The sequence below is a fragment of the Cypionkella sp. genome, assembly GCF_034376685.1.
GTDB lineage: Bacteria > Pseudomonadota > Alphaproteobacteria > Rhodobacterales > Rhodobacteraceae > Cypionkella.
On the sequence record NZ_JAXMJJ010000094.1, the window covers coordinates 1 to 25,853 of the forward strand.

Below are 25,853 nucleotides of genomic sequence, written 5' to 3' on the forward strand. Positions count from 1 at the left end.
AGCACCACATCGGCGCGCGCCAGCAGGCGTTCAAACACTGCGCGGTCACCCTCTGCCTTCAGATCCAGCGCGATAGAGGCTTTGCCGGTATTCAGCGCCGCGAAATAGGCGCTTTGCCCTTCGATGAAGGGCGGAAAAGCGCGGGTGTCATCGCCGCTGCCGGGACGTTCCACTTTGATCACCTTGGCCCCGAGATCGGCGAGGCTGAGGCTGGCAAACGGCCCGGCGAGAACGTGGGTGAGGTCAAGAATGGTAACGCCGGAAAGCGGGGCCATGCGGCAACTCCTGTGGTTGCGCGCAGGTTAGTCGTTAAGGCCGTGCGCGCAATAGCTGCCGGGCATCACCGTCGCGATCAGGTGTCGCAGGGGGGCGGGCAGGGTGGTGCCCTGCGCCTGATAGCGGCCCGAGGCGAGGCTGCCATCGACATTCGCACGCCAATCCACCGTCAGATAGGGCGGTTGCAGGCGCGGCAGCGACAGCGGGTTGGCAGAGGGAATGTCTCCGGTCAGAAAGCTCGCAACACTGTGCAGCAGCGCCCGATCTTCGGCGGGGTTGGCCCACCAGTGATAGGGGCGCAGATTTTGAAACCCGAGGCCCTTGGTGGCAACGGTGCTGATCTGACGATCTTGCAGACGTATCGCGCAGTAGATCACCGCATCTGGATCGGCGTTGGGCACAAGCTGCACAATGATGCTCTGCGCCGGGGCGGGCGTTGCGAGGGCAAGTGCGATGAGCACGGCCCCGGACTGCATGGCTAATCGGTTCTGAACTGTTTGGCCAATTTCAACCCCTGTCCTTGGTAGTTCGAGGCGATCTCTCGACCATACAGCGTTTCCGGGCGTTCGGCCATCTTTTCATAGACGAGGCGACCGACGATCTGGCCGTGTTCCAGCACGAAGGGGGCCTCATGGCAGCGGACTTCCAGCACGCCGCGCGAGCCCGCACCGCCTGCCTCGGCATGGCCGAAGCCGGGATCGAAGAAGCCTGCGTAATGCACGCGGAATTCGCCGACCATGGCTAGGAACGGGGCCATTTCGGCGGCGTAATCGGGGGGGATGGTGACGGCTTCGCGCGACACCAGAATGTAGAACGCGCCGGGGTCGAGGATGATGCGACCGTTCTGCGAATGGATTTCCTCCCAGAACTCCGGTGCGGGGTAGTGGCCGATCTTGTCGAGATCAACGACGCCGGTATGGGGTTTGGCGCGGTAGCCGACCAGATCGCCTGTGGCGGGTTTCAGATCAACCGAGAAGCCGAGGCCTTCGGAGATCAGGGCTTCGCCGGAAACGAGGGGTTCTTGGGCGTGTAGGTCGGTCAGTTCGGCATCTGACAGCACAGCCTGGCCTTGGCGGAAGCGGATCTGGTTCAGGCGTTGACCGGCGCGGACGAGCACCGAGAAAGATTTCGGGCAAACCTCGGCATAGAGCGGGCCATGGTAGCCCTCGGCGATGCGGTCGAATTCGGTGCCGCCGTCGGTGATCAGACGGGTGAGCAGATCGAGCCTGCCGGTGGAGGATTTGGCATTGGCGACGGCGGTGATGCCTTGCGGCAGCGCGAGGCTTTCCATCAAGGGGATCACATAGACACAGCCCTTTTCCAGCACCGCGCCCATGGTCAGATCAATGCGGTGCATCTCAAATTCCGCGATGCGGTCAGCGGCTTTGCGACCCTTGCCGATCAGGAACGAGGCGCGGACGCGGTAAGCGACGCTGCCAAGCCGCAGATCGAGGCTGGCGGGTTGGATTTGCTCGGGGATGATCGCGGGGCTAGCCGTGATGGCACCCAACTCGATCAGGCCGCGCAGGGCTTGGGCAGGTAGCACACCGGGTTGGCTCATCACTTTATCCTCTAAACGAAAACGCCCGCGCTGCTGGTTGGCAGGCGGGCGGTTTTCGATTTGGTCGGGCCAGAGAGATTCGAACTCTCGACCTTCCGCCCCCCAGACGGACGCGCTAACCAGGCTGCGCTATGGCCCGACACGCGGTCTTCATACTGATATTCCGGGCGGGGGCAAGCAGGAAAGCACAAGGCGATCAATGCTATGTTTTGGGTTGGGTTGCAGGGTAGCGCGGGGCGGCCCGCAAACGCGCGCGCAACGACAGCAGTCGGGCGCGCAACACATGCAGATCGGTCTGACGATCTGCCAAGGCATGCGGGGGAAGGGCGCGCAGGCGTTGGATCAGCGGCGCATCGGCTGGCCAGAGCGGAGGCTTGGCTGGAGTAGGTGATTCTGCCACGTCTTCAATGGCTTCCACCGCGATAGTTGTTGTCACCAGCGTCACAACTTCGGCGCTTTCGGGTTCAACCTCCAGCAGTTCGACCTCAACCGCATCGCCCTCATCCCCGACCAGATCGGCGAAGTTGAAGCTGGGCTCGGGTTCTGATTTCGGTTCACTGCGGCGCAGCGCGGTTTCCAGCGCCACGATGGTGGCGGTCTTGGCCTTTTCAGGCGGCAGATCAGCCTCGTCGCGCGTCCCGAAGTTGGAGGCCAGTGCTGCTTCCAAAGCGGCTTCGGCATCCATGTCGATGTCGTCTGGCACAGGTTGGCCGGACAGGCCCGCCACATGGCGCACACCCTGTTCGCGCAGGATTTTCTGCACGCCGCGAATGGTGAGACCTTCGTCGTGCAACAGCCGTTTGATCCCGGTCAGCAAAGCCACATCGGCGGGGCGGTAATAGCGCCGCCCGCCCGCGCGTTTTACCGGGCGAATCTGCGGAAAACGGCTTTCCCAGAACCGCAGCACATGTGCCGGGGTTTCAAGGTCATCTGCCACCTCGGAAATGGTGCGGAAGGCGTCTGGTGACTTCTCCACCCGCTGCAATCCTTACTTCTTGCCAGCCGCCACGCGGTCTTTCATCAGATGCGAGGGGCGGAAGGTCAAAACGCGGCGGGGCGAGATCGGAACCTCATCGCCAGTTTTCGGATTGCGGCCGACGCGGGCCGTCTTGTCGCGCACCGAGAAGGTGCCGAAGGACGAGATTTTCACCGTCTCACCAGATGCCAAAGCATCCGACATATGTTGCAGCACGGATTCGACCAGTTCGGACGATTCATTGCGGCTGAGGCCGACTTCGTGGAACACGGCTTCGGAAAGATCCATCCGCGTCAGAGTCTTTTCGCTCATCTTCATACTCCCCCGAGGTTATCGGGAAAGGATGCGTCGGATAAAATTGCGAGTCAATAACAGTGACTTGGAAGGCGTTCTTAAAAGCACATTTCAGCGCGTTACCAGCGCAGAACCACCGAGCCCCAAGCCAAACCGCCGCCGATTGCCTCTGTAACCAGCAGATCACCCTGCTTGATCTGGCCGCGTGCCTTGCCAACCGACAGCGCCAAGGGAATCGATGCGGCCGAGGTATTGCCGTGATCCTGCACGGTGACGACCACATGATCCATCGGCACCTGCATGCGTTTGGCGGTGGCCTCGATAATGCGGATGTTGGCCTGATGCGGCACGATCCAATCAACATCGCCCCCGGTGAGGCCGATTTTGTCCAGTGCGGTATGGGCGGTTTCAGCCAGCTTTTCGACGGCGTGGCGGAAAACTTCTTTGCCCTCCATCCGCAGATGGCCAGTGGTGCCGGTCGAACTGCCGCCATCAACATAAAGCAGATTGCGGTAACGACCATCCGAGTTCAGATCGGTCGAAAGAATGCCGCGGTCGGTGTTCTCGCCTGTGCCCTCGGCCACTTCCAGCACCAAAGCCCCCGCGCCATCGCCAAACAGCACGCAGGTCGAGCGGTCTTTCCAATCCATCAAGCGGCTGAAGGTTTCGGTGCCGATCACCAACACGCGTTTGGCTTGGCCCGTCAGAATCAACGCATTGGCGTTGGTCAAGGCAAACACGAAACCCGCACAGACGGCCTGCACGTCAAAGGCAAAGCCCTTGGTCATGCCAATACTGGCCTGGATCGTGGTGGCGCAGGACGGAAAGGTGAAATCAGCGGTCGAGGTTGCGACGATAATCGCATCAATATCCGTGGCTTGCAGGCCTGCATCGGCAAGAGCTGCCTGTGCTGCGCGTGTGCCCAGATCTGCGGTGGTCTGACCTTCGGCGGCGTAATGCCGGCGCTCGATACCCGAGCGCGTTCTGATCCACTCATCGGTGGTCTCAACCAAAGCTTCCAGGTCTGCATTCGGCACGATCCGGTCGGGCAGATAATGCCCAACGCCTTTTACAACGGCGCGTATTGTCATTCGTTGGACTTTGCCTCCGCCCCATCTGCGCCGATCTCAGCGACAGCATCCTGCCCCGCGCGCACAGTCGATGCAACCCGTGCCGCAAGCCGTTCGAGGAAGCCCGCGCTGGACAACTGATAAGCCAGCGTGATGGCCGCCGCGACCCCGGTTTCATCGGCAGAGCCGTGCGATTTGATCACGGTGCCATTCAGCCCCAGAAAAATCCCGCCATTGACCCGGCGGGGGTCCATCCGGCGTTGCAGGCGCTTCAGCGAGTTCAGCGCCAAAAGCGCCGCGAACTTCGACAGGATCCCGGCGTTGAACGCTTCTTTCATAAAGTCGGAAATCAGCTTGGCGGTGCCTTCGGCGGTTTTCAGCGCGATATTTCCGGTAAACCCATCGGTGACGATCACATCCACCCGGTCAGACGGCAGATCGCCGCCTTCGACAAAGCCGATATATTCATAGCCACCTGCTTCGGCAGCGATGGCCAACTGATCGTTGGCCTCTTTCAACTCGGCGCGGCCCTTGTGTTCTTCCGTGCCGACATTCAGCAGACCGACGCGTGGGCGGGTCAGTTTCATGCCGTTGCGGGCATAAGACGCGCCCATCGCGGCATATTGCAAAAGATCCGCCGCTTCGGCTTTGATATCAGCGCCAACATCCAGCATGACATTGAAGCCGCCGGGATTGCGCGAGGGCCACAGGCAGGCAATCGCCGGACGGTTGACGCCGGGCAGCTTGCGCAGGCGGATCATCGACACCGCCATCAAGGCCCCGGTATTACCGCAAGACACGGCAACCGTCGCCTCGCCGTTCTTCACCGCATCAATGCAGGACCACATCGAGGTGCCTTGGCCGTTGCGCATCACCTGAGACGGCTTGTCGTTCATTGTCACCACACGGTCGGTGTGACGCAAAGTGACACGAGAGGCCAATTCGGGATGACGGGCGAGCAGCGGCGAAAGCACCGCAGAATCACCATGCAGCAGGAATTTGGCATCGGGGAGTTGGGCCGCAGACAGCACTAGACCGGCGACAACAGCCCCCGGTCCGCGATCTGATCCCATCGCATCAACAGAAATGACGATGCCGCTTGCACCAAGGTCAGACGGAGTTTCTGTTCCGGTTCCCACGGGGCAAGCGATGCAAGGGGCGGCTTACGCCGCGTCCTCGTCAACTTCCACGGCTTTGGTGGCTACAACTTCACGGGCATCATAGTGACCGCAAGACGGGCAAACGTGGTGCGGGCGCTTCAGCTCGCCGCAGTTGGTGCAATCTTGCGGGTTGCCAGCGACCAATGCGTCATGCGAGCGACGCATGTTGCGCTTGGAGCTGGTGGTGCGGTTCTGCGGGACAGCCATGTCACGACCTCGGATAGTGGGGGACAGGCCCCGGATTTTAGTTTGATTTCAGAGCCTTATTACACATAGAACGGCTGCGCAACAAAGCTCTCAATGAGGCGCGGAACATAGTCAGATTCCCGCCACGCGCAAGCCCCTTTCTGCAATCACCAGCGGATCGGGTCAAACCCCAGACTAAGCCTCTGGCTCTTCGGGCTTTTTCAGCTTGTCGGCGAGGCCCGCCAACCCGGCAAAAGGCTTCAGATCAGCCGATTGCAAAGGTGCCACGCCGGGGGCCGCAAAGGCAGTCTCGGCAAACTCGGCACCGCGCGCGCGGGGATATAAAGGCAGGGCAAGCGCGAGCGCTTCGATTGCCACGGCGGCGATGTCGATGATTTCCGGCAGCGCCTCGACATCATCCTCGGGGATTTCCAGCTCATCCGCGTCGGGCTGGGCGTAATCATAGGCATAACGCCGCTCGGTGGTGTCGGCGAGACGGCTGCGCACCGGGGCAAGCGTGACGGAACACGGCTGGATCACCAATGCAGTCAGATCAGCGCGCAGCATCACATCGGCGCGGCCCAAGGGGGTCAACTCGCCCTTGAAGCTGAATTCTGGCAGGTCAATCAGATCCAGCGCGGCCGCGATCTGGCGGCGGGCGGCTTCATCAGGCGCGAAACTGAACCGCAGCGCCTTGCGCCCCGACACCAGGGCAGAGCGGTAGGGTTGGGTGGGCAAGCCCGGTTTGGAAGCACTTGCATCGGTCATCGAGATTTCCCCTATCGTGATCTTTCCCGGCGCATCCCGCCCAGTCATGCGGTTTTGTCGGTGTTTTCGGTCGCATCCGCGTTCCATTCTTGAACAGAGCCGCGTCCTTCTGTAAGCCAAATGCAACGGGCCTTGGCAACCGCCGCCTTTCCCCTTGCGATACTGGCCTCCAACGGCTGGCGCAAGGCCTTGGTGGGGCAGCGGCGGGGGCAAGACCACGAGGATGAGGGCAGGAATGGCGCAGCTTTTCGGTAAATCGGCTCGGATCGCCTCTGGCGGCCCCGTCCGGGCTTTGGGCGTGCAAGCTTTGGGCGTTCGGGCCTGGATGATCGCGGCGGCGATGGTGCTGATCACGGCATGTTCGCCGATCTACCGCGATCACGGCTATATTCCGACGGAAGAAGAACTGGCGCTGCTGTCGGTGGGCGAGGACACCCGCGAATCTGTGGCGGTCAAGGTCGGGCGGCCTTCGGCTTCGGGGCTGCTGAATGATGTCGGCTGGTATTATGTCGAGAGCCGCTTCAAGACCACCGGCGCGCTGCCGCCCAAAGAGATCGACCGCGAGGTTGTGGCGATCACCTTCACCGAAGCCGGTGTGGTCGAGAATATTGAGCGGTTCGGGCTTGAAAAAGGCCAGATCGTGCCGCTGTCGCGCCGGGTGACCACATCCAACGTCAAGGGCGCAAGCCTGTTGCAACAGCTGTTCGGCAACATTGGTGGGCTGAGTGCGGAGCAACTGCTGAGGTAAGCTTGGGTTGACGTGATCTGGGCTGCGGCCCCTCCTGTTGCCGCTTTTCGCGAGGTCCGTGATGGTTGCGCTGGTCAGAGGCAAATATCAGGCCCGCTTGGCACTGGGAGAGGCTGATCTTGCCCGCGCGCAGGGTCTGCGCCACCGCAGCTTTCTGGCACGGCGCGGCATCGGCTTGGCTGCGGCGCGCGATGCGGATGGGTTTGATGCCCTGTGCCAGCATGTGCTGGTCGAAGAAACCGCAAGCGGGCAGTTGGTGTGCTGTTATCGGCTGATGTCCTTTGCGGCGGATGTATCGATCACCGACAGCTATTCCGCCCAGGTCTACGGGCTTTCTGCCCTTGATGGATTCGCGGGGGCCAAGCTGGAGCTGGGGCGCTTCTGCCTTGATCCCGATTGGCACGACCCGGATATTCTGCGGCTGGCCTGGGGGGCGATGGCGCAGATCGTCGATGCGCAACAGGTCAAGCTGCTGTTCGGCTGTTCATCGTTCGAGGGCGCGGAATGGCAAGCGCATGCCAAGGCTTTGGCCTTGCTGCGCGGCCATCTGGCGCCCGAACCTTGGGGGCCTGCGCGAAAAGCCCCCGAGGTGTTTGGCTTTGCCGACACGCTGCGCGATCTGCCCTTCGATCTGCGTGAGGCGCTGCAAAGCCTGCCGCCCTTGCTGCGCACCTATCTCGCGATGGCCGGTTGGGTCAGCGATCATGCGGTGATTGATCGGCAGTTGGACACGCTGCATGTCTTCACCGCCGTCGAGATTGCGAAAATTCCGCCCGCCCGCGCGCGTGCTTTGCGCGCAATCGCGGAATAGACCGGCGCGTGCTTTGCGTGCAATTGCGGAATAGCTATGCGCGGGCTTTGCGCGCCATCGCCGATTGACGCCGCCCGAAAGGTGCCCTAGCAGGCGGGCATGGCACGCGCACCCCTTCTCCAGCTTTCTGGCATCTCGCTGACTTTCGGCGGCAATCCTGTTTTTGACGAGCTTGATCTTGTCGTCCAACCCGGTGACCGGGTGGCGCTGGTCGGCCGCAATGGCTCTGGCAAATCCACCTTGATGAAGGTGATGGCGGGGCTGGTTGAACCCGATAAAGGCATCCGCGTGGTGCCGCCCGGCGTGCATGTCGGCTATATGGAGCAAGACCCGGATCTGTCGGGGTTTGAAACCTTGGGCGATTACGCTGCTTCGATGCTGCCCGAGGGCGAAGAATATAAAGTGGCGATGGTGGCCGAGGGGCTGAAGTTCAACCCCGAGACGCCGGTGTCTACGGCATCCGGTGGCGAGCGTCGCCGCGCTGCCTTGGCCAAGCTGATGGCCGAAGCGCCAGAACTGATGCTGCTGGACGAGCCGACCAACCACCTTGATATCCAAGCCATTGAATGGCTTGAAGAAGAACTCAAAGGCACCCGCACTGCTTTCGTGCTGATTTCGCACGACAGGGCTTTCTTGCGCGCACTGACCCGCGCGACTTTGTGGATCGATCGCGGCCAGATCAAACGCCGCGAGGCCGGGTTTGACGGCTTTGAAGAATGGCGCGAAACCGTTTGGGCCGAAGAAGACGACGCCCGCCACAAGTTGGATCGCAAGATCAAAGCCGAGGCGAAATGGGCGGTTGAGGGCATCTCGGCTCGTCGCAAACGCAACCAAGGCCGGGTGCGTGCGCTGGCGGCTTTGCGCGATGAACGCAGCAGCCAGATCCGTCGCCAAGGCACGGCGCAGTTGGAACTGGATTCGGGCACGCAATCGGGCAAGCGGGTGATCGAGGCGAAGGGGATTTCCAAGATCTTCGGCGACAAGACCATCGTGCAGGGCTTTGATCTGCGGGTGCAGCGCGGCGACCGGGTGGCGTTTGTTGGCCCCAATGGGGTCGGGAAAACTACGCTGCTCAAGATGTTGACGGGTGAACTTCAACCTGATTCCGGCACCGTGCAGCTTGGCACAAATCTGGAAATCGCAGTGTTCGACCAAGCTCGCGCAAGGCTCGACCCCAATGCAACCCTGTGGGACAGCCTGACCAATGATCCGCTGATGGCGGTCTCGGGCAGCTCTGATCAGGTGATGGTGCGCGGCAATCCCAAGCATGTCGTGGCCTATCTGAAAGACTTTTTGTTCGACGAAGCGCAAGCCCGCGCGCCGGTGCGCTCACTTTCGGGGGGTGAAAAGGCGCGTCTGCTGCTGGCGAAACTGATGGCGCTGCCGTCGAACCTGTTGATCATGGACGAACCGACCAACGATCTCGACGTGGAAACGTTGGATCTGTTGCAGGATATCTTGGGCGATTACGATGGCACCGTGCTGTTGGTCAGCCACGACCGTGATTTCATCGACCGGATTGCCACCTCGACCGTGGCGCTGGAAGGTCGCGGTCGCGCGACCGTCTATCCGGGCGGCTGGACGGATTATCAGAACCAACGCGTGGTTTCTGGCGGCACGCTGACGGCGGATAACTCCGCAAAATCAGCTGGTTCGGCGACACAAGTCAAGTCGGATGCGAAGAAGGCCGAAGGCCTGACCTTCACCGAACGCAAGCGGCTGGAGGCTCTGCCCGGCATCATCGAAAAGCTGGAAGCCGAGATTGGCAAGGTGTCAGACCTGCTGTCCGACCCGCTGATGTTCACCAAAGAGCCGGTGAAATTCCGCAAGGCAGGGGACGCTTTGTCCGAACGCCAAGCGCAGCTGAGTGCCGCCGAGGCCGAATGGCTGGCGCTGGCCGAACGGGCTTAGAAGCAATCAGCGGCGGCGACGGGGTACATCAGGAACGCCCGATCATCGCCGCTGGTGCCCGAGACGGTCAGAAAATCCTGATCACCTTCAAAACTCATCCCGCGCGGATCGACCTTCAGCAGCAATGCGCCGCCGTCGCGCAGGGTCAACGTGAAGGCCCCCGCATCGCCCTCCATGCCACAGAACAGGCCTGCGGCATCAGGCTCGCAATAGGCGCTGCCGACGTAGCTGTCGGATTTGCCGCGCAGATGCACCGCGATATCCACCACCAGTGAGGTGCTGACCTGCTGACCTTCGGCGGGGGTGAGCGAAATGTTGGTGATGTTTTGCTGCGGATGCTGTGCCAGATGTGCGGCATCATAATGGCGTTGAAAGCAGGATGCCTCGGCTGGAAACATCGCCGTAGCGGCGACCTGAGCCAGCACCGGCATTGGCAAAAGCACAAGCATTCCAATCAGTTTGCGCATGTCTCTTACCCTGAAACTAAAATGCCTACCATCGCCCGGACGCGCCACCACCCGAAGACCGCCCACCGCCAAATCCGCCAGAGGAACCCGATGAAGACTTGGTTATCCTCGGGATTTCGTAGGAATCCCGCCGCGAATAGTCACATTCGCTGCACCGCGTGGTCTGTGTGCCGCGGCCTGCCTGCGTGGTATTGGCGGCAGTGTCTACAACCCGGTCCCGGCGCAGCGTCTTGCGGCCACAGGTCGGACAGGCGCGAAACCGCGTGGCCACATCGCCAATCTGCCGACGCAGAACCGCCGCTGCGAACACGCCGAAGAACAACACGAACGGCAGCGCCGAGAGCAGGCCGGTATAATCCCGCTCGACCTTTGGCGGATTGCGGCTGGCAAACGGGCGCGCCAGACGGTCGATCACCGCTTGCGTCCCGGTTTGGATGCCCTCGGCATAACGGTTGTCGCGAAAGGCGGGCAACATCTCACGGTCAATCACCCGCTGCGCCAAGCCATCATAGACCGCGTCAAACCCCGCCCCAAGGGCGATCCGCATCTCACGGTCACCCTGCGCCACAAGGATCAGAATGCCGTCATGGCGGGTCTTGTCGCCGATGCCCCAGGCGTTGAACAGGTTTTTGGCATATGTCTCAATACTTTGCCCGGATCCACCGTATTTGGCGCGGAAATCCAGCACCACCAAAGCAATATGCACGCCGGTTTCGTCGCGGGCCTTTTGCAGCGTGTCGCTCAGCGTGATTTCCTGCTGCGGCGTCAGCACATCTGCGAAATCCGACACAGTATCCGACAACGGCTGCGGCATCCCCTGCGCCAATGCGGTGGCGGGCAAAAACAGCAGCAACAGCAGGGCACGAATCAGTCCTCGAATCATTCACTGTCCAATCAGTTCCGCAACAATCTGCGGGATCATCATGACATCGGCGCGGGTGCAGTCAAACTGACCGATCTGCACCCGGATCACATAGCGACCCTCGTGGCGGGTCTGCGTCAGATAGATCCGGCCATCATCGTTGATGCGATTCAGCAGATTTTCGGTCGCTGCATCATCCTCTAGCGCGAAAGTATAAAGCGACAGAATGGGTTGCGTGGTAATCCTCACCTGAGGAATCTTCGTCAACTCTTCCATCGAGTCTTGCGCCCATTGCACATGGTTGCGCATGCGCCCGCGCAGCCCCTCCAGCCCATAGGCCCGCAAGGTGAACCAGAGCTTCAACGCCCGGAACCGCCGACCCAGCGGCACTGTCCATTCGTTGAAATTCACGATCTCTTCCCGCCCGGCGGTTTCCAGATAGCTTGGACGCAGGCCAAGCGTTCTGACCTGCGGGCCCGGATCGCGCAAAAACTGGATGGCGCAATCGAACTGCACGCCCAGCCATTTGTGCGGATTAAACACAATAGAATCAGCGCCTTCCACGCCTTGCCACATATGCCGAAACTCGGGGCAGATCATCGCAGACCCCGCCCAAGCCGCATCGACATGCACCGGCAAACCATATGCCTTCGCCACCGCAATACACTCCGCAATCCGGTCAAACGCCCCGATCGAGGTACCCCCGGCACAAAGCACCACGCCCGCAGGCAGCAGCCCCGCCGCCTGATCCGCTTCAATCGCTGCCCGCAATGCCTCTGGCCGCATCGAAAAGCTGGCATCGGTCGGGATTTTCACCAGATTATCCTGCCCGATCCCCGCCACCCGCACCGCTTTATCCACCGAGGAGTGCGTCTGTGCCGAAGCATAGATGCGCAGCGGGGCCATCCCATTCAACCCCTTGATATTGCCTTGAAACGCCGTCGCTTGCTCACGCATCGTCAAGATCGCCGACAGGGTCGCGGTGGTCGCCGAATCGTGGATCGTGCCGGTAAATCCCTCGGGCAGACCCAGCGCCTCCCGCATCCAACCGATCATCACCTGCTCGATTTCCGTCGCCGCCGGAGAGGTCTGCCACAGCATGCCCTGGCAGGCCATCGCATTGGCCAACTGCTCGGCCAGCATCGACGCAGGTGAGGCATTGGCCGGAAAATACGCGAAAAACCGCGGGTGCTGCCAATGCGTCATGCCCTCGGGCACAATCGCTTCAAAATCGGCGAAAATCGCCTCCATCGGTTCGGGTGCTTCCGGGGCGGTGGCGGGCAGTTGCGCCGCAATAGCCCCCGGCACCAGCGCTGCACGCACCGGCCTGTCGCGCAACCCCTTGTGATAAGCCGTCGCCCAATCGGCAGCGCGCTTGGACCAGTGGTTCAGATCGTCATGGTTCATCACGAAGGCTCCCTTTGCTGCAGAATGAAGCGCCACCCCGCCCGGAACAAGAGGCTTGGCGCGCGGCCAAATCGGCGCTATGACAGCGCCATGAACACGATGGGCATCATCATTTGCTGCATTACCTGCTGACTTATCGTCAGGCGGGCCATCACCTCATTCCCTCAACAGGATCAAGCTGATAGACCCGCCGCAGGCAAATGCGAGCGCTAAGGGGCGAGGGTTGCGATGATCAAACTGCACAACACCAAGACGCGGGCGAAGGAAATCTTCACCCCGATTGATCCCGATAATGTGCGGATGTATGTCTGCGGCCCGACGGTGTATGACCGCGCCCATTTGGGCAATGGCCGCCCGGTGGTGGTGTTTGACGTGCTGTATCGGCTTTTGCGCCACGTCTATGGCGCGGATCATGTCACCTATGTGCGCAATTTCACCGATGTCGATGACAAGATCAACGCCACCGCTTTGGCCCGGCAACAGGCCGGTGATGCGCGCCCGCTGGAGGCGCTGATCCGCGAGCGCACCGAAGAAACCATCCAGTGGTATCACGACGATATGGACGCTTTGGGGGCGCTGCGACCGAATTTTGAACCGCGCGCGACCGAATATATCGGCCCGATGGTTGCGATGATCGAAGGCCTGATCGCTTCTGGCCATGCCTATGCCGTTGAAGGCCATGTGCTTTTCCGCGTGCGGTCCTACAAGAACTACGGCGCGCTGTCGGGCCGTTCCATCGACGATATGATCGCCGGCGCGCGGGTCGAGGTGGCACCCTATAAAGAAGATCCGATGGATTTCGTGCTGTGGAAACCGTCCTCGGGCGACGAGCCGGGCTGGGACAGCCCTTGGGGCCGGGGCCGTCCCGGCTGGCATATCGAATGCTCGGCGATGAGTTTTGAATTGCTGGGGCCGTCGTTCGACATCCACGGCGGCGGCTTGGATCTGCAATTTCCTCACCACGAAAACGAAATCGCCCAAAGCTGCTGCGCCCATCCAAAGGCGAGTTTCGCCAACGTCTGGATGCACAATGAGATGCTGCAGGTCGAGGGAAAAAAGATGTCCAAGAGCTTGGGCAATTTCTTTACGGTGCGGGATTTGCTAGAGCAGGGCGTTGTTGGCGAGGTGATACGATTTGTCTTCCTCAAGACTCACTACAGGAAACCAACTGATTGGACCGAAAGTGAACGGGAAGTTGCGGTCCACCATTTAGAAAATTGGAATAGGATAAAGCGGCACAGACTCTCCGACCCCGCTCGAGATTTTGACGGCTCACGCGTCGCACCGGAGATTTTGGCTGCATTGGAAGATGACTTGAACACGCCCCTCGCGATGACACACATCTTTAGGATGGCCAACGAGGTTGCAAGCGCGTCAAATTCGAAACTGGATAGTGATGAAACGATTGTTTTTTTTGATAGCTTGGCCTTTTTAGGCTTCGTAAAACTTGATACCCAAAAGGCTCTCAGGCGGACTGCCATCGAAAACGCGACAGTGGAGTTTGACCTTCAGGTCTTGTCTGAGCGGCTACAGGATTTGCGCGCTACGGCGATGGCCAGCAAAAACTTTCAAGCCGTTGATGCCCTTAAAGCAGATTTGCAGGCGGCGGGCATTGAAGTTCAGATGTCAAAATCTGGAGTTAGCTTACTGCCCACGGCAGAATTCGATCCCGCCAAACTCGAGTCCCTCAAATGACCCGCGAGCGCCTCTACCTTTTCGACACCACACTGCGCGATGGCCAGCAGACCCAAGGCGTGCAGTTCTCCACGGCGGAGAAACGCCAGATCGCCTCGGCGCTCGATGCGTTAGGGGTGGATTATATCGAGGGTGGTTGGCCGGGGGCGAACCCGACCGACTCGGAGTTTTTCGCCAATGCGCCGAACACCCGCGCCACCATGACGGCGTTTGGCATGACCAAGCGGGTCGGGCGCTCGGCTGAGAATGACGATGTGCTGGCGGCGGTGTTGGATGCGGGCACGCCCGCGGTGTGTTTGGTCGGCAAGACCCATGAATTTCACGTCACTACCGCTTTGGGTGTTTCCCTAGAGGAAAATCGTCAGGCGATCGCAGCCTCGTTCAAACACGTCACCGCCAAGGGGCGCGAGGCATTGTTTGACGCCGAACATTTCTTCGACGGCTACCGCGCCAACCCCGATTACGCGCTGTCTTGCCTGCGTGCGGCCTTGAATGCAGGTGCGCGCTGGATCGTTTTGTGCGACACCAATGGCGGCACTTTGCCCTCGGAAGTCGGTCGCGTGGTGGCCGAAGTGATCGCCGCTGGCATCCCCGGTGATCGCTTGGGCATCCATTGCCATGACGATACCGGCAATGCCGTCGCCAATTCCTTGGCGGCAGTAGAGGCGGGAGCGCGGCAGATTCAAGGCACGTTGAACGGGCTGGGAGAGCGTTGCGGCAACGCCAATCTGGTGACGCTGATCCCAACCTTGCTGCTGAAAGAACCCTTCGCAAGCCAGCTTGAATGTGGCGTCTCAACCGAAGCTTTGGCGGGCCTTGTACGCCTGTCCCGCATGCTCGATGATATCCTGAATCGTGTGCCGCACCGCGCTGCACCTTATGTCGGGGCCAGTGCGTTTGCCCATAAGGCAGGTCTGCATGCCAGCGCAATCCTCAAGAATCCAAGCACTTACGAACATGTCCCGCCCGAGCTGATCGGCAATGAACGCATCATCCCGATGTCCAATCAAGCCGGGCAATCCAACCTGCGCGCCCGTCTGATCTCGGCGGGCATCGAGGTGGCCGCAGGCGATCCGCGTCTCGGTCGCATCTTGGAGATCATCAAGGAACGCGAAGATCAGGGCTACGCTTACGACAGCGCTCAGGCCAGTTTCGAGCTGGTGGCGCGCAAGGAACTCGGCCTGCTGCCAGAGTTTTTCGAGGTCAAGCGCTACCGTGTGACGGTAGAGCGGCGCAAGAACAAATACGACCGGATGGTCAGTCTGTCCGAGGCTGTGGTGGTGGTGAAAATCGGCGATCAGAAGATGCTGTCGGTCAGCGAAAGCATGGATGAAACTGGCACTGATCGCGGGCCAGTGAACGCACTTTCGAAAGCCTTGGCGAAGGATCTCGGCCCTTATCAGGGTGTGATTGACGATCTGCGGCTGGTCGATTTCAAGGTGCGGATCACCCAAGGCGGCACCGAGGCCGTGACGCGGGTTATTATTGACAGTGAAGACGCCCAAGGGCGGCGCTGGTCCACCGTGGGGGTTTCGGCCAACATCGTGGATGCCAGTTTTGAGGCGCTGTTGGATGCGATCAACTGGAAACTGATCCGCGATATCGGGGCCCCGGTGTGAGCCTGACTGCCTGCGCCGATCTGGTGGAACGCGGCGACCCGGATCGGTTCGCGGCGGTGATGGCGGCTCCAGCCCCGTTGCGGGCGCGGCTGTGGCCGCTTTATGCGTTCAATCTGGAGATCGCCCGCGCTCCTTGGGTGACGAAAGAGCCGATGATCGCGGAGATGCGGCTGCAATGGTGGCGCGATGTGGTGGCGGAAGCGGCACCTCGGGCGCATGAGGTGGCGGGGCCGCTGCACGATCTGATTGGGGCGGCGGGGCTGGATCTGGGCGTGCTGGACAGGATGTCGGCGGCGCGGATCTGGGATGTGTATTCGGAGCCGTTCGAGGATCAGGCGGCGTTTGATTTGTATCTGGAGGAGACGTCCGCTGGGTTGATGTGGCTCGCGGCGCAGGCTTGCGGGGCTGCGGATCAGGCTGAGGAAACCGTGCGGGCCTATGGCTGGGCTGCGGGATTGGCGGCGTATTTGCGGGCGGTGCCGAGCTTGGAAGAACGCGGGCGGCGGCCTTTGGTGGATGGGCGGCCGGGGGCGGTGCGGGATTTGGCGGCGCGGGGGGTGGAGAAGATTTCCAAGGCGCGGGCGGGGCGTCATCTGGTCGGCAAGGCTGCCCCTGCTTTGTTGGCGGGCTGGCAGGCGGAGGCGCTTTTGCGGCAGGTTTTTGCCAATCCGATGGTGGTCGCGGAGGGCCGGATGGGGCTGTCGGAGTTTGGGCGGCGGGGGCGGTTGCTGTGGCAGGGATTTACCGGGCGGTGGTGAGTGTCCACGTGTGGACAGGATTTCCAGCACAATAAATCAATGGCTTAGCATGCCCTCGGTAAGGATCTGTTAAGGTTTGCCCACAAGATCGAACGCATAGCGCAGGCCCGCAACCGGGGCCGGTTGGAAGCCTTGTGCCAGATAAAACGCCTGTGCGATGGCGTTTCCCGGAAGGGTTGAAACCGTCACATAGCTTGCAGTCTTGCTGCGGGCGTAATCGAGGCTGGCGGCCAGCAGCGCCTTGCCGATACCGTCGCCGCGCGCATCGGTACAAACGTACAGGTGATGCAGATCCATGCCGCGCTGGCCGAATTGCACTCGTGCCAACTGGGTGAGGGCGGCATAGCCTTGCAGACGACGCGGGCCCTGAAACACCAGCGCGTGCAGCCAAGGCGAGGGGCCAAACAGATCGCGTTGCAGGTTGGCAACCGTCGCCGTTGCGGTGTCGCCGTGATACGCGGCAAGGGCGTGCACCATCTTGCACAGCTGCGACAGATCAGCGGGGGTCGCAGGGCGGATCATGGTTTAGCGCGTCTCTTTCGGGCGCAGCACCAGCCAGATCAGTGCGCCGCCTGCCAGAACCAGAAACGGCAGCATCGCCATGTTCACCGCTTGCCAGCCGGCCTGCACCGAGCCGCCCGAGCAGTTCATCAACCCGCCCGACGAGAAGCTTGCCACCGTGACGCCACCGAACACGATCAGGTCGTTCAGGCCCTGCATCCGGCCACGCTCGTTCGGCTGGATCGCGGCGGTCAGCATCGTGGTCGCCCCGATGAAGCCAAAGTTCCAGCCGATGCCGAGCAGGATCAGCGCGGTAAAGAAGTTCATCAGATCGACCCCGGCCATCGCCACCGCTCCGGCGGCGGCAAGGATCACCAGACCAACCGCCATGACCTTTTCAGCGCCAAAGCGCGCGATGATATGGCCGGTGACGAAAGACGGCGCATACATCGCCAGCACATGCCCCATCACCACATTGGCGGCGTCAGATTTGGCATAGCCGCACCCGACGACGGCCAGTGGTGAGGACGTCATCACCAAGTTCATCAAGGCATAGGACACGGTGGCCACAATGACGGCGACGGCAATGGCGGGGGTGCGGATCAGCTCTGCGCGGCTGCGGCCTTGGTCAGAGCCCAAGACCGGCGCGGGCGGCTTTGGGATATTGAGCAGGCCGAACAGAAAAATGCCAAAGAAATTCAGCGCGATGACGGTGAGGTAAGTGCCAAGGAACGGCACCACCATCAGATCATTGGTCAGTTTTACCAATTCCGGCCCGACGATGGCGGACAGCAAGCCGCCTGCCATTACCCAGGAAATTGCCTTGGGGCGGAAGGCGTCGGAGGCGGTGTCGGCAGCGGCAAAGCGGTAAAAGCCTTGCGCGGACATGTAGATACCCGAGAAAAACGCGCCGAGCACGAAGAGGCTGAATGACCCCATATGCAGACCCAAAGCGCCAATCGCTGCGCCCAAAGTGCCGCCCAAAGTGCCGACTATGAAACCCGCGCGGCGGCCGAACTTCGCCATGAAGGCGGAAATCGGTGTCGCCGTCAGCATCGAGCCGATCACCATCGCGGAAATTGGCAGGGTGGCCCAGCACGGGTTGGGCGCAAGGCTTTGACCGGCAAGCCCCGCGATGATGAAAATCATCGGCAGTTGCGCGCCAAGGATGGCTTGGGAAGCAACGAGCACAAACACGTTGCGGCGGGCGAGGCTGTCTTGCTGGGTCATCATGTGCCATCGGTAGGCGGCGGTTTCGGGCTGGGCAAGGGGGATTCGCTCTGGCCTTATGGATTACGCGGGCGTGGAGGGGTGATGGTCGGGCGGATTATTGAGAGTTTGGACTGTGTGGCAGAGGGGGCGGCCTGGCTGAGCGCCTCTGATGCACGGTTCGCCGGGGCTTTGGCTTTGGTGGGGGATTTGCCGCTGCGCCGACATGCCGATGGCTTCACGGCTTTGCTGGATGCGATTGTCGGGCAGCAGGTTTCGGTGGCATCCGCCAATGCGATCTGGGCGCGGATGGAGGCGGCCGGGGTGGTGGATCAGGCGGGCGTGCTGGCGGCCTCGGATGAGGATTTGCGCGCGGCGGGGCTGTCGCGGCAGAAGGCGCGCTATGCGCGGGCGCTGGCGGCGTCTGGCATTGATTTCATGGCCCTGCGGGGAATGCCGGATGAGGTGGTGATCGCGGAACTGGTGGCGGTGCCGGGGATTGGGCGCTGGACGGCCGAGATCTACGCGATGTTTGCGCTGGGGCGGGCGGATGTGTTTGCGCCGGGTGATCTGGCGCTGCAAGAGGGCGCGAAGCTGCTGTTCGGGCTGGAGGCGCGGCCCTCGGAAAAGGCGTTGCGGGTGATGGCGGAAGCCTGGAGCCCATGGCGTGCGGTTGCGGCGCGGGTGCTTTGGGCCTACTACCATGTGGCAAAATCGCGGGAAGGCATTCGATGAGAGAGTTGAAGTTCGGGCGGGCGGCGTCTGGGTCGGGTGTTGTGCGCTCGATGGTGGTGTTTGTGCATGGCTATGGCGCGGATGGCGCGGATTTGCTGGGGCTGTCGGATGCTTTGGCCCCGCATTTGCCGGATACGGTGTTCTATGCGCCGGATGCGCCCGAGGCTTGCGCGGGCAATCCTTACGGGCGGCAGTGGTTTGGCATTCCGCGGTTTGATGGATCGACCGAGGCGGATGCGAAGGCCGGATTAGCGCGGGCGGCAGAGGATCTGAACGGGTTTCTCGATGCGCGGCTGGCCGCGGAAGGTCTGGGGCCAGAGGCGCTGGTTCTGGTCGGGTTTTCGCAGGGCGCGATGATGAGCCTGCATGTAGCGCCGCGGCGAGAGGTGGCGATTGCCGGAGTTGTCGCGATTTCAGGAAAACTGATGTTTCCTGAGGCTTTGCCGGTAGAAGCTAAGGTTAAACCTGAAGTTATGCTGATACATGGCGATCAGGATCCGGTGGTGCCGTTCGGCGAAATGCAGGCGGCGGGCAATGCTTTGGTGGCGGCGGGATTTGCCACCTATGGTCATGTGATGCAGGGCACCGGGCATGGGATTGCGCCGGATGGCTTGCAGGTGGCTTTGAGCTTTATCGCCGATCGGTTGGGGGTTTAATTGCCACCGCTGGCGAGGTAGGCGGCGCAGCCGGTGAGGGCGGCAAAATCGTCCTCCACCGCGAAAACCGCGAAGCCTTGCATGAATTCGGCGAATCGACCCTTGGTGCGGAAGGCCTGCGCCAGATTCATCTCGTCCATATAGGGCACCATCGCGCGGGCGACGCCGCCAATCAGGTAGATGCCGCCGAAGGGCAGGTGGATCAGCGCGAGGTTGCCAAGTTCTTGACCCAGCAAGTGCATGTAAAGCTTGGCAGTTTCGCGTGCTAGTGGATCATTGGCGGCCAGCGCCGCCATGATCTCGGCAGCTTTCAGATCTTGCGGTTGGCCTGCCTCGGCACAGATGAACGCATGCACCCGCTCCAGCCCGCGCCCTGCGAGGACGTCTTCAACCCCGGCGTAGCCGTGGGCATTGGCCCCGTTGGTGGCAACAAAGCGCGACAGGCGGAAATCTTGCTCGGTCTGCACCGGCATCGCGATATGACCACATTCCGAGGCCGCAACCAGACGGCCCTGGGCGGTATCATGCACCGGGGCTGCGTTCATGCCGGTGCCGACGCCGACCACCAGCATCGCGGCGCCTGCCACTTGGGTGCCGGGGATCAGCGGGCGCAGATGTTCCGGCGCGATATGGCCCAAAGCGTGACCTTGGGCTTGCAGATCGTTCAGAATGGCGGTTTGCGCGGCCCCCGTCGCGCGGATCAGCAGGGCGGCGTCGATCACCCAGGACAGGTTGGTCATCACCGCCACGCCATCGCGGACCGGGCCAGCGGCAGCCACACAAGCACCATCGACCGATTTCAGACCTTCTTCGGCCATATAACGGGTCAGAACCGGCTCCAGGCTGGTGAATTCGGCATTGGCATAGCGGCGGATGCTGGCGGGGCGCACCACTTTGCCATCGGCCAAAGCCACGCGGGTGTTGGTGCCACCGATATCGGCAACGAGGGCGAGGGGCTTCGGCATCAGTGACCTCTTTTTCTTAGCTTTGGCCCGCAGGCATTTGATTTCAGGCTTATTTGCGCGGGGCAGGGCCGGTGGACTGGCCGAGGATAAGATCGGCTTCCAGCAGGCGATGCAAGGGGCCTTGGGTCGGGTCTGCGATCAGGGCCAGCAGCATTTCGGCAGCAATCCGTCCGGCATCGCGCACCGAAGACCGGGTTGCGGTGAAAATCGGCACATCGTCGCCGTTGCGCAGATAGCTGAGCTCATCGTCAAAGATGATCACCGAGACATCGCGGCCGAGTTTCAGCCCCTGACCTTCAATCGCGCGGCGCACGCCCATGCCCGATAGCATCGAGGCTGCAACGAAGGCGGTGGGCGGATTTTCTAGTGAAAGCATGCGCTTGGCCGCGCGATAGCCGGAAAGCTCGGTCATCTCGTCGCTGGTCATCAAAGCGGGATCGGGGGCAATCTCACGGCCCGCCAGCGCATCCACATAGCCGGTGCGGCGGCGAATGGCGAAATCCATATCCTCTTTGCCATTGACCAAAGCGATGCGGCTATGGCCCAGATCAAGCAGAAATTCGGTGGCGCGCAGGAAGGCGCGGCGGTTGTTGACATCAACCCAAGAATAATCTGTTTCAATCCCGGTGGCGCGGCCATGCGTCACAAAGGGCAGGCCCAAGTCTTGCAGACTGGCGATGCGCGGATCATAGGTGCGCACGGCATGCACAATGACGCCATCGACAGCCCCGCGCGATTTCAGATCGCGGTAAGCGGCGGCTTCGGCATCGTCGGCCACGACCGAAAGCAGCATGTCATAGCCGTTGGCGGCATAGATCTCGCCAGCGCCGGCGATAAAATCGGCGAAGATCGGGTTCATGATTTCGGATTTCGTCGCCACAGGAAACACATGGCCGACCGCCATAGCGCGGCCCGTTGCAAGCCGGATGGCGCGGGTGTTGGGGCGGTAATTGTAGCGCTTGGCAGCGGCGACGATACGCTCGCGCGTCACGTCATTGACCTCCGGGTAGCCGTTCAGCGCGCGGCTGACGGTTGTAGGCGAGAGGTTCAGCTTTTGCGCCAGTTCTTTAAGGTTCATCGGGGTTTGGGTGCCCATAGGGTCAGGTTGCGCAGGGACACTAACCGCGCGCGCCGGGGTGGTCAAAGTGTTTGAGGCCTGATTTGCGTAATCGTTACAGTTTTTTCTGGGTGTGCTTATTTATCAGAGGGTTGCGGGAATGGTTGCAAGTTCAAAGCGGTATCAAATGCCAAGGGTTGATTCGCGGCTTAAGGCATCTGGCAGAGCTTGCGGAATCAGTGCGCTCAGTTGCTGCGCTGCGGCAGAGGGCGGGTTCTGTGCAAGATGGGCAAGGATCAGCGGCTCGGCCCCGGCATCGCGGATCGGGCGGGTCACCAGCGGTTTGCCATCGGGGCTGAGACGGGCGGCGGGGTTGGTATAGGACAGGCCGATGCCCAAACCGTTGGCGGCATAGCTGCGCATCAGATCAAGCGAGGCGGTGCGGTGGTGGATTTGTGGCGTCAGACCCGCTTGCGCGAACAGCCCGCGCATATGGCCCAGCGACAGGCCCTGATCGGTCAGGATCAGCGGTTCGGGGACAAGTTGGATCAGGGTCAGGGATGTGTGCCGCGCGAGGGGGTGATCTGGCGGTAGAATGGCGTGGGGGGCGATACGGGCGAGAGTCTGGCGGGCAATGTCGGATTGCAGGCCGAGATCCCATGTCAGGGCAAGATCGGCTTTGCCCTTGTGCAGGGCATCGGAAAGCGTTTCAAAATCCATCACTTGCGGCGTGATCTTCAAGTGAGGCGCACGGGTTTCCGCCCAAGTCAGGATCGGGGCCAGGCAGCTGGGCGCAAGGTCTTCGAACACCGCAAGACGGATATCTTCGGCGGCGGCATTCGGGTCGGTCAGTCGGGTCAGGGCTGTCAGTTGCGCCTCAGCCAGATCGAGCCAGCCGCGCCCGAAGGCGGTGGGGGTCAGGCGGCCTCCGGCGCGGCGCAGGAACAGCGGGCGGCCCAGCAGGGATTCGAGCTGGGCGAGGGCCACCGACAGTGCGGGCTGGCTGACATGCAGCACTTCGGCTGCAGCCGTCATGCCGCCGTGACGCGCGACGGCGGTGGCATACTCCAACTGGCGCAGGGTAAGGGATAGCATTAGATTATGACCTGCATTGAAAGGTATTATTTGCGGCTATGATTAAGCCTCGCCATTCTGCAATCCAAGCGAAATCAGGAGGCCAGCATGGTAGACGTAACCGATGAGATGATTGAGGCGTATCAGCGCGATGGCGTGGTGCTGGTGAAGGGGCTGTGGGCGGATTGGGTCGAGGAGTTGCAGGCCGGAGTGGCGCGGAATATGGCCGAGCCGGGGCCGTTTGCGGCGGAGAATTTGAAGCCCGGTGAGGCGGGGCGGTTCTTTGATGATTATTGCAACTGGGATCGCATCCCGGAATTTGAGCGGGTGATCAAGCAGTCTGAGGTCGCGGATGTGGCGGCTAAGCTGATGGGGTCTGATCGGGTGCAGATGTTTCATGATCATGTGCTGGTGAAGGAACCGGGGACGTCTCGGGCGACGCCGTGGCATCAGGATGGGCCGTATTACTTTGTGGAGGGGCGGCAGAATGTGTCGTTCTGGTCACCGCTCGATCCGGTGAAAGAGGCGAGTTTGCGCTGTGTGGCGGGGTCGCATTTGTGGCCGAAAGAGGTGCTGCCGACGCGGTGGTTGGCGGAAACCTCGTTTTATCCGAACCCCGAGCTTTACATGCCGGTGCCGGACCCGGATGCCGAAGGGATGCCGGTTCGGGAGTGGCAGATGGAGCCAGGCGACGCGGTGGCGTTCAATTATCGCACCCTGCATGGCGCGCGGGGGAATGAGGCGGGCACCCGGCGGCGGGCGTTTTCGCTGCGGGTTTTGGGCGATGATGCCCGGTATGTGGAGCGGCCGGGGCGGACCTCGCCGCCCTATCCGGGGCATGAGATGGTGGCGGGGCAGGTGTTGCGGGAGGATTGGTTTCCGTTTTTGAAGTGAGGGTTTGGGGTGGTCCCGCGTTGGGACCATTTCTGGAACCTTTCTAGATCATAGGGTTAGTCAGAGGTGTTCAGGATCTGTTAAGCTTTGGCTGCGCTGATTGGTCTCTGCGATCAGGCTTGTGGGGCGGCGCGCGCGGTGGGACAAGAGGGCAAGGAGATTGCCATGACCCAAAGCCCGAAAGTTCAGCGCCGCCCGAAAGCCTATCCGCCGCCGGAGTTTCCGCCGCGCAAACCCAAGCTGTTCGCCAAGATGCCGCCTGCGGTGTTTCCGGTGGTGCTGGGGATGCTGGGGCTTGGGCTGGCTTTGCGCCGCGCGGCGGAGGTTCTGGGGCTGCCGGGCGGCGTGGTAGAGGCGGCTTTGGGCGCGGTGCTGGCGTTCTGGGCGTTTGCCACGCTCGCGCTGCTCTCGAAGATCGCGCGGCGGCCTGCGGTGCTTCTGGAGGATCTGAAGATATTGCCGGGACGGGCCGGGATGGCGGCGTGCAGCATGAGCGCGATGTTGGCGGCGGCGATTTTGGTGCCCTACGCGCCGCAGGTGGCTTATGGGCTGATGGTGGCAGCACTTGCGGTGCATGGCGGGCTGGCGGGGCTGATCATCTGGAGCCTGCTGCGCTCGCCGAAAGAGCAGCGCGTGGTCAATCCGGCGTGGCATCTGAGTTTTGTAGGCACGATTGTGGCGGCGATTCCGGCGCTGGCTTTGGGGCGGATGGAACTGGCGCAGGGCCTGCTGTGGGGAGCGATGCCGATTGCGGGGCTGATCTGGGGCGCATCGCTGGCGCAACTGATTGGGCGGATACCGCCTGCGCCGCTGCGGCCCTTGCTGGCGATCCATTTGGCACCTGCGGCGTTGTTCACGCTGGTCGCGACGGGCTTGGGGCAGATGGTGCTGGCACAGAGTTTTGCGGCTTTTGGGGCGGTGATTTTTCTGGCGCTGCTGCTGGGGTTGCGCTGGGTGACGGTGGCGGGGTTTTCGGCGTTGTGGGGCAGCTTCACCTTTCCGCTGGTCAGCTATGCGGCGGCACTGATCGGGTTGGGCGGTCAGATGGAGCAGATCGGGCTGGGGTTGCTGGCGGCTGCAGTGGTTGTGGTTGTGACGATTGCCTGGAAGGTGATTGCGATGTGGCCGACGGGGAAATTGGCGGCCAAGACCAACGCAGCCGAGGCGTGAGGATGGGGGTCTTGCCCGATTTGTTCGAAAACAAATCGGGCCGCGCCTGCCTGGCCCTTGGCAGGCGCGTTGCCGCGCCAGCCCAGTCAGGCGCGCCCCGATTTTCATAGCGGCGGCTTGCGGCACAACACCCCTTGCTCAACGGCATTCCGCCTTGTGAGCAATGAACCGGAAAACGCTCCAGCGGAGCGTTTTCTTTCGGCTCAAAGCCAGATCAGATCAGCGCCACCCATGCTCGCGCGATGGCGAGGCCGTGCGCGTCGGCGGCTTGGCCGTGGCGCTCGGCTGCAGCGGCGAGGGCGGCGGTGAAGCCGGGGCTTTGCGCCTCGATCACCTCGGGGAAGCGGCGGGCCCAATCGGCGACGACGGCGCGGCTGGCCTCAAAATGGAACTGCGTGGCATAGCCTGCGCGACCGACTTTGTAGGCCTGAACCGTGGCGGCGGGGTTGGTGGCGAGATGCACCGCTTCGGGCGGTAGGGTGAAATGATCGGAGTGCCATTCGAAGATCGGAAAATTGCTGGGCAACAGGCCCAATACCGGATCGGCGCGGCCCTGATCGGTCAACTCGATCTTGCACCAGCCGAACTCGGGATTGCTGCCGATGGTGTTTTCAGCGCCTGCACCGCGCGCAAGGGCTTGCGCGCCAAGGCAGATGCCGAGGGTGGCTTTGCCGCTGAGGGCGGTGTCATAGAGCAAAGCGGCAAGGTCGGGCAGATAGGGGTGGCTGTGATCGGATAAAGCGGTCTGTTCGCCGCCAAAAGAGATCAGCGCATCGAAGCTGGAGGGTGTGGGCAAGCGGCCATCCAGCCACGGTTTATAGAGGTCGATGGTGGCGGCGGCTTCGTGCAAAGCCACGCCGACCTGACCGTGATGGGTGATGGCAGTGTTTTCGATGATGGCGACGCGCATGGATTCCCCCGGATTTGGCCGCACCATGCCGAAGTGGGATTTTAGCTGCAAGCGCCGTTTCACCCTTGCCAATCGCTGCTGCCCGTGAAAGTGGGACGTGTCAAACGAACACT

Annotated in this window: 28 protein-coding genes and 1 tRNA gene; 10 read left to right on the forward strand and 19 right to left on the reverse strand. The window is 61.7% G+C overall.

Translation table 11 applies throughout. From position 1 onward, the window contains the following. From U1A24_RS17695 to U1A24_RS17740, 10 genes are all read right to left on the reverse strand, one after another. Positions 1 to 275, reverse strand: a 275-nt coding sequence (locus U1A24_RS17695; protein WP_322323307.1) for a CoA transferase, incomplete at its 3' end; no start/stop codon positions are given. A 27-nt stretch (positions 276 to 302) separates the two neighbouring features. Continuing rightward, the gene (locus U1A24_RS17700; RefSeq protein ID WP_322323308.1) at positions 303 to 752 is read right to left on the reverse strand and encodes a hypothetical protein; all 450 of its coding nucleotides are present in this window, start codon (positions 750 to 752) and stop codon (positions 303 to 305) included. Positions 753 to 754: 2 nt separating this feature from the next. Further along, complete coding sequence (locus U1A24_RS17705) at positions 755 to 1,837, reverse strand: 2'-deoxycytidine 5'-triphosphate deaminase (RefSeq protein WP_322323309.1); 1,083 nt, start codon at positions 1,835 to 1,837, stop codon at positions 755 to 757. 61 nt (positions 1,838 to 1,898) lie between these two features. Beyond that, positions 1,899 to 1,976: transfer RNA gene (locus U1A24_RS17710), tRNA-Pro, on the reverse strand. Between the two features lie 63 nt (positions 1,977 to 2,039). Continuing rightward, positions 2,040 to 2,813 (reverse strand): MerR family transcriptional regulator, encoded by a 774-nt coding sequence (locus U1A24_RS17715; RefSeq protein ID WP_322323310.1) that lies wholly within the window; start codon positions 2,811 to 2,813, stop codon positions 2,040 to 2,042. A 12-nt stretch (positions 2,814 to 2,825) separates the two neighbouring features. Next, the gene (gene ihfA, locus U1A24_RS17720; protein WP_054006177.1) at positions 2,826 to 3,125 is read right to left on the reverse strand and encodes an integration host factor subunit alpha; all 300 of its coding nucleotides are present in this window, start codon (positions 3,123 to 3,125) and stop codon (positions 2,826 to 2,828) included. Positions 3,126 to 3,226: 101 nt separating this feature from the next. After that, positions 3,227 to 4,198 carry a beta-ketoacyl-ACP synthase III gene (locus tag U1A24_RS17725; protein WP_322323311.1) on the reverse strand — a complete coding sequence of 324 codons (972 nt, stop codon included), beginning with the start codon at positions 4,196 to 4,198 and terminating at the stop codon, positions 3,227 to 3,229. Beyond that, complete coding sequence (gene plsX / locus U1A24_RS17730; protein ID WP_322323312.1) at positions 4,195 to 5,316, reverse strand: phosphate acyltransferase PlsX; 1,122 nt, start codon at positions 5,314 to 5,316, stop codon at positions 4,195 to 4,197. Before plsX ends, U1A24_RS17725 begins: the two co-directional genes overlap by 4 nt. A 24-nt stretch (positions 5,317 to 5,340) precedes the next feature. Then, complete coding sequence (gene rpmF, locus U1A24_RS17735) at positions 5,341 to 5,544, reverse strand: 50S ribosomal protein L32 (RefSeq protein ID WP_054006057.1); 204 nt, start codon at positions 5,542 to 5,544, stop codon at positions 5,341 to 5,343. A 174-nt stretch (positions 5,545 to 5,718) separates the two neighbouring features. Beyond that, complete coding sequence (locus U1A24_RS17740) at positions 5,719 to 6,291, reverse strand: DUF177 domain-containing protein (protein ID WP_322323313.1); 573 nt, start codon at positions 6,289 to 6,291, stop codon at positions 5,719 to 5,721. A 235-nt stretch (positions 6,292 to 6,526) separates the two neighbouring features. Between U1A24_RS17740 and U1A24_RS17745 the strand changes: the two genes are divergently transcribed. From U1A24_RS17745 to U1A24_RS17755, 3 genes are all read left to right on the forward strand, one after another. Continuing rightward, on the forward strand, positions 6,527 to 7,039 hold the full coding sequence (locus U1A24_RS17745) for an outer membrane protein assembly factor BamE (RefSeq protein WP_416136332.1): 513 nt from the start codon (positions 6,527 to 6,529) through the stop codon (positions 7,037 to 7,039). A 61-nt stretch (positions 7,040 to 7,100) separates the two neighbouring features. Then, the gene (locus U1A24_RS17750) at positions 7,101 to 7,850 is read left to right on the forward strand and encodes a GNAT family N-acetyltransferase (protein WP_322323314.1); all 750 of its coding nucleotides are present in this window, start codon (positions 7,101 to 7,103) and stop codon (positions 7,848 to 7,850) included. A 99-nt stretch (positions 7,851 to 7,949) separates the two neighbouring features. Beyond that, positions 7,950 to 9,761 carry an ABC-F family ATP-binding cassette domain-containing protein gene (locus tag U1A24_RS17755; protein WP_322323315.1) on the forward strand — a complete coding sequence of 604 codons (1,812 nt, stop codon included), beginning with the start codon at positions 7,950 to 7,952 and terminating at the stop codon, positions 9,759 to 9,761. Here U1A24_RS17755 and U1A24_RS17760 read toward each other — a convergent pair. Genes U1A24_RS17760 through U1A24_RS17770 form a run of 3 tightly spaced genes read right to left on the reverse strand, consistent with a single transcriptional unit; the run spans position 9,758 to position 12,497 of the window. After that, positions 9,758 to 10,228, reverse strand: a complete 471-nt coding sequence (locus U1A24_RS17760) for a hypothetical protein (protein ID WP_322323316.1) — start codon at positions 10,226 to 10,228, stop codon at positions 9,758 to 9,760. The two genes, U1A24_RS17755 and U1A24_RS17760, sit on opposite strands and share 4 nt — an antisense overlap. A gap of 25 nt (positions 10,229 to 10,253) precedes the next feature. Further along, positions 10,254 to 11,111: a TPM domain-containing protein gene (locus U1A24_RS17765; RefSeq protein ID WP_322323317.1), complete on the reverse strand. Its 858-nt coding sequence runs from the start codon at positions 11,109 to 11,111 to the stop codon at positions 10,254 to 10,256. After that, positions 11,112 to 12,497 (reverse strand): pyridoxal phosphate-dependent decarboxylase family protein, encoded by a 1,386-nt coding sequence (locus tag U1A24_RS17770; RefSeq protein ID WP_322323318.1) that lies wholly within the window; start codon positions 12,495 to 12,497, stop codon positions 11,112 to 11,114. It lies immediately after the preceding gene. Positions 12,498 to 12,725: 228 nt separating this feature from the next. Here U1A24_RS17770 and cysS point away from each other — a divergent pair, with 228 nt between their 5' ends. From cysS to U1A24_RS17785, 3 genes are read left to right on the forward strand one after another with little or no spacing between them, the layout of a single operon-like run. Further along, a complete protein-coding gene (gene cysS / locus U1A24_RS17775) occupies positions 12,726 to 14,192 on the forward strand; it encodes a cysteine--tRNA ligase (RefSeq protein WP_322323319.1) in 1,467 nt (488 codons plus the stop codon). Next, on the forward strand, positions 14,189 to 15,811 hold the full coding sequence (gene cimA, locus U1A24_RS17780; RefSeq protein WP_322323320.1) for a citramalate synthase: 1,623 nt from the start codon (positions 14,189 to 14,191) through the stop codon (positions 15,809 to 15,811). The genes cysS and cimA overlap by 4 nt, the downstream gene beginning before the upstream one ends. Beyond that, a complete protein-coding gene (locus tag U1A24_RS17785) occupies positions 15,808 to 16,569 on the forward strand; it encodes a squalene/phytoene synthase family protein (RefSeq protein ID WP_322323321.1) in 762 nt (253 codons plus the stop codon). The genes cimA and U1A24_RS17785 overlap by 4 nt, the downstream gene beginning before the upstream one ends. Before the next feature lie 69 nt (positions 16,570 to 16,638). Here the strand turns inward: U1A24_RS17785 and U1A24_RS17790 are convergent, their stop codons facing one another. Beyond that, positions 16,639 to 17,091: a GNAT family N-acetyltransferase gene (locus tag U1A24_RS17790; protein ID WP_322323322.1), complete on the reverse strand. Its 453-nt coding sequence runs from the start codon at positions 17,089 to 17,091 to the stop codon at positions 16,639 to 16,641. Between the two features lie 3 nt (positions 17,092 to 17,094). After that, complete coding sequence (locus U1A24_RS17795) at positions 17,095 to 18,303, reverse strand: MFS transporter (RefSeq protein ID WP_322323323.1); 1,209 nt, start codon at positions 18,301 to 18,303, stop codon at positions 17,095 to 17,097. Positions 18,304 to 18,384: 81 nt separating this feature from the next. Here U1A24_RS17795 and U1A24_RS17800 point away from each other — a divergent pair, with 81 nt between their 5' ends. Together U1A24_RS17800 and U1A24_RS17805 are read left to right on the forward strand one after the other, a co-directional pair. Beyond that, entirely contained in the window at positions 18,385 to 19,014 is a 630-nt protein-coding gene (locus U1A24_RS17800; RefSeq protein ID WP_322323324.1) for a DNA-3-methyladenine glycosylase 2 family protein, read from the forward strand. Beyond that, positions 19,011 to 19,670: an alpha/beta hydrolase gene (locus U1A24_RS17805; RefSeq protein WP_322323325.1), complete on the forward strand. Its 660-nt coding sequence runs from the start codon at positions 19,011 to 19,013 to the stop codon at positions 19,668 to 19,670. Before U1A24_RS17800 ends, U1A24_RS17805 begins: the two co-directional genes overlap by 4 nt. Here the strand turns inward: U1A24_RS17805 and U1A24_RS17810 are convergent. The 3 genes from U1A24_RS17810 to U1A24_RS17820 form a co-directional block, all read right to left on the reverse strand. Beyond that, positions 19,667 to 20,635 (reverse strand): ROK family protein, encoded by a 969-nt coding sequence (locus tag U1A24_RS17810; RefSeq protein WP_416173503.1) that lies wholly within the window; start codon positions 20,633 to 20,635, stop codon positions 19,667 to 19,669. The genes U1A24_RS17805 and U1A24_RS17810 overlap by 4 nt on opposite strands. Positions 20,636 to 20,684: 49 nt before the next feature. Further along, a complete protein-coding gene (locus U1A24_RS17815) occupies positions 20,685 to 21,713 on the reverse strand; it encodes a LacI family DNA-binding transcriptional regulator (protein WP_322323326.1) in 1,029 nt (342 codons plus the stop codon). Positions 21,714 to 21,875: 162 nt separating this feature from the next. After that, complete coding sequence (locus tag U1A24_RS17820; protein ID WP_322323327.1) at positions 21,876 to 22,787, reverse strand: LysR family transcriptional regulator; 912 nt, start codon at positions 22,785 to 22,787, stop codon at positions 21,876 to 21,878. 87 nt (positions 22,788 to 22,874) lie between these two features. On the opposite strand from U1A24_RS17820, the gene U1A24_RS17825 reads away from it, so the two are divergent. Both U1A24_RS17825 and U1A24_RS17830 read left to right on the forward strand, forming a co-directional pair. Beyond that, the gene (locus tag U1A24_RS17825; RefSeq protein ID WP_322323328.1) at positions 22,875 to 23,660 is read left to right on the forward strand and encodes a phytanoyl-CoA dioxygenase family protein; all 786 of its coding nucleotides are present in this window, start codon (positions 22,875 to 22,877) and stop codon (positions 23,658 to 23,660) included. Between the two features lie 165 nt (positions 23,661 to 23,825). Then, positions 23,826 to 24,830, forward strand: coding sequence for a tellurium resistance protein (locus U1A24_RS17830; RefSeq protein WP_322323329.1), 1,005 nt, complete (start codon positions 23,826 to 23,828; stop codon positions 24,828 to 24,830). A gap of 214 nt (positions 24,831 to 25,044) precedes the next feature. Here U1A24_RS17830 and U1A24_RS17835 read toward each other — a convergent pair whose 3' ends face one another. Continuing rightward, positions 25,045 to 25,740 carry a type 1 glutamine amidotransferase gene (locus U1A24_RS17835; protein WP_322323330.1) on the reverse strand — a complete coding sequence of 232 codons (696 nt, stop codon included), beginning with the start codon at positions 25,738 to 25,740 and terminating at the stop codon, positions 25,045 to 25,047. Positions 25,741 to 25,853 lie beyond the last annotated feature (113 nt).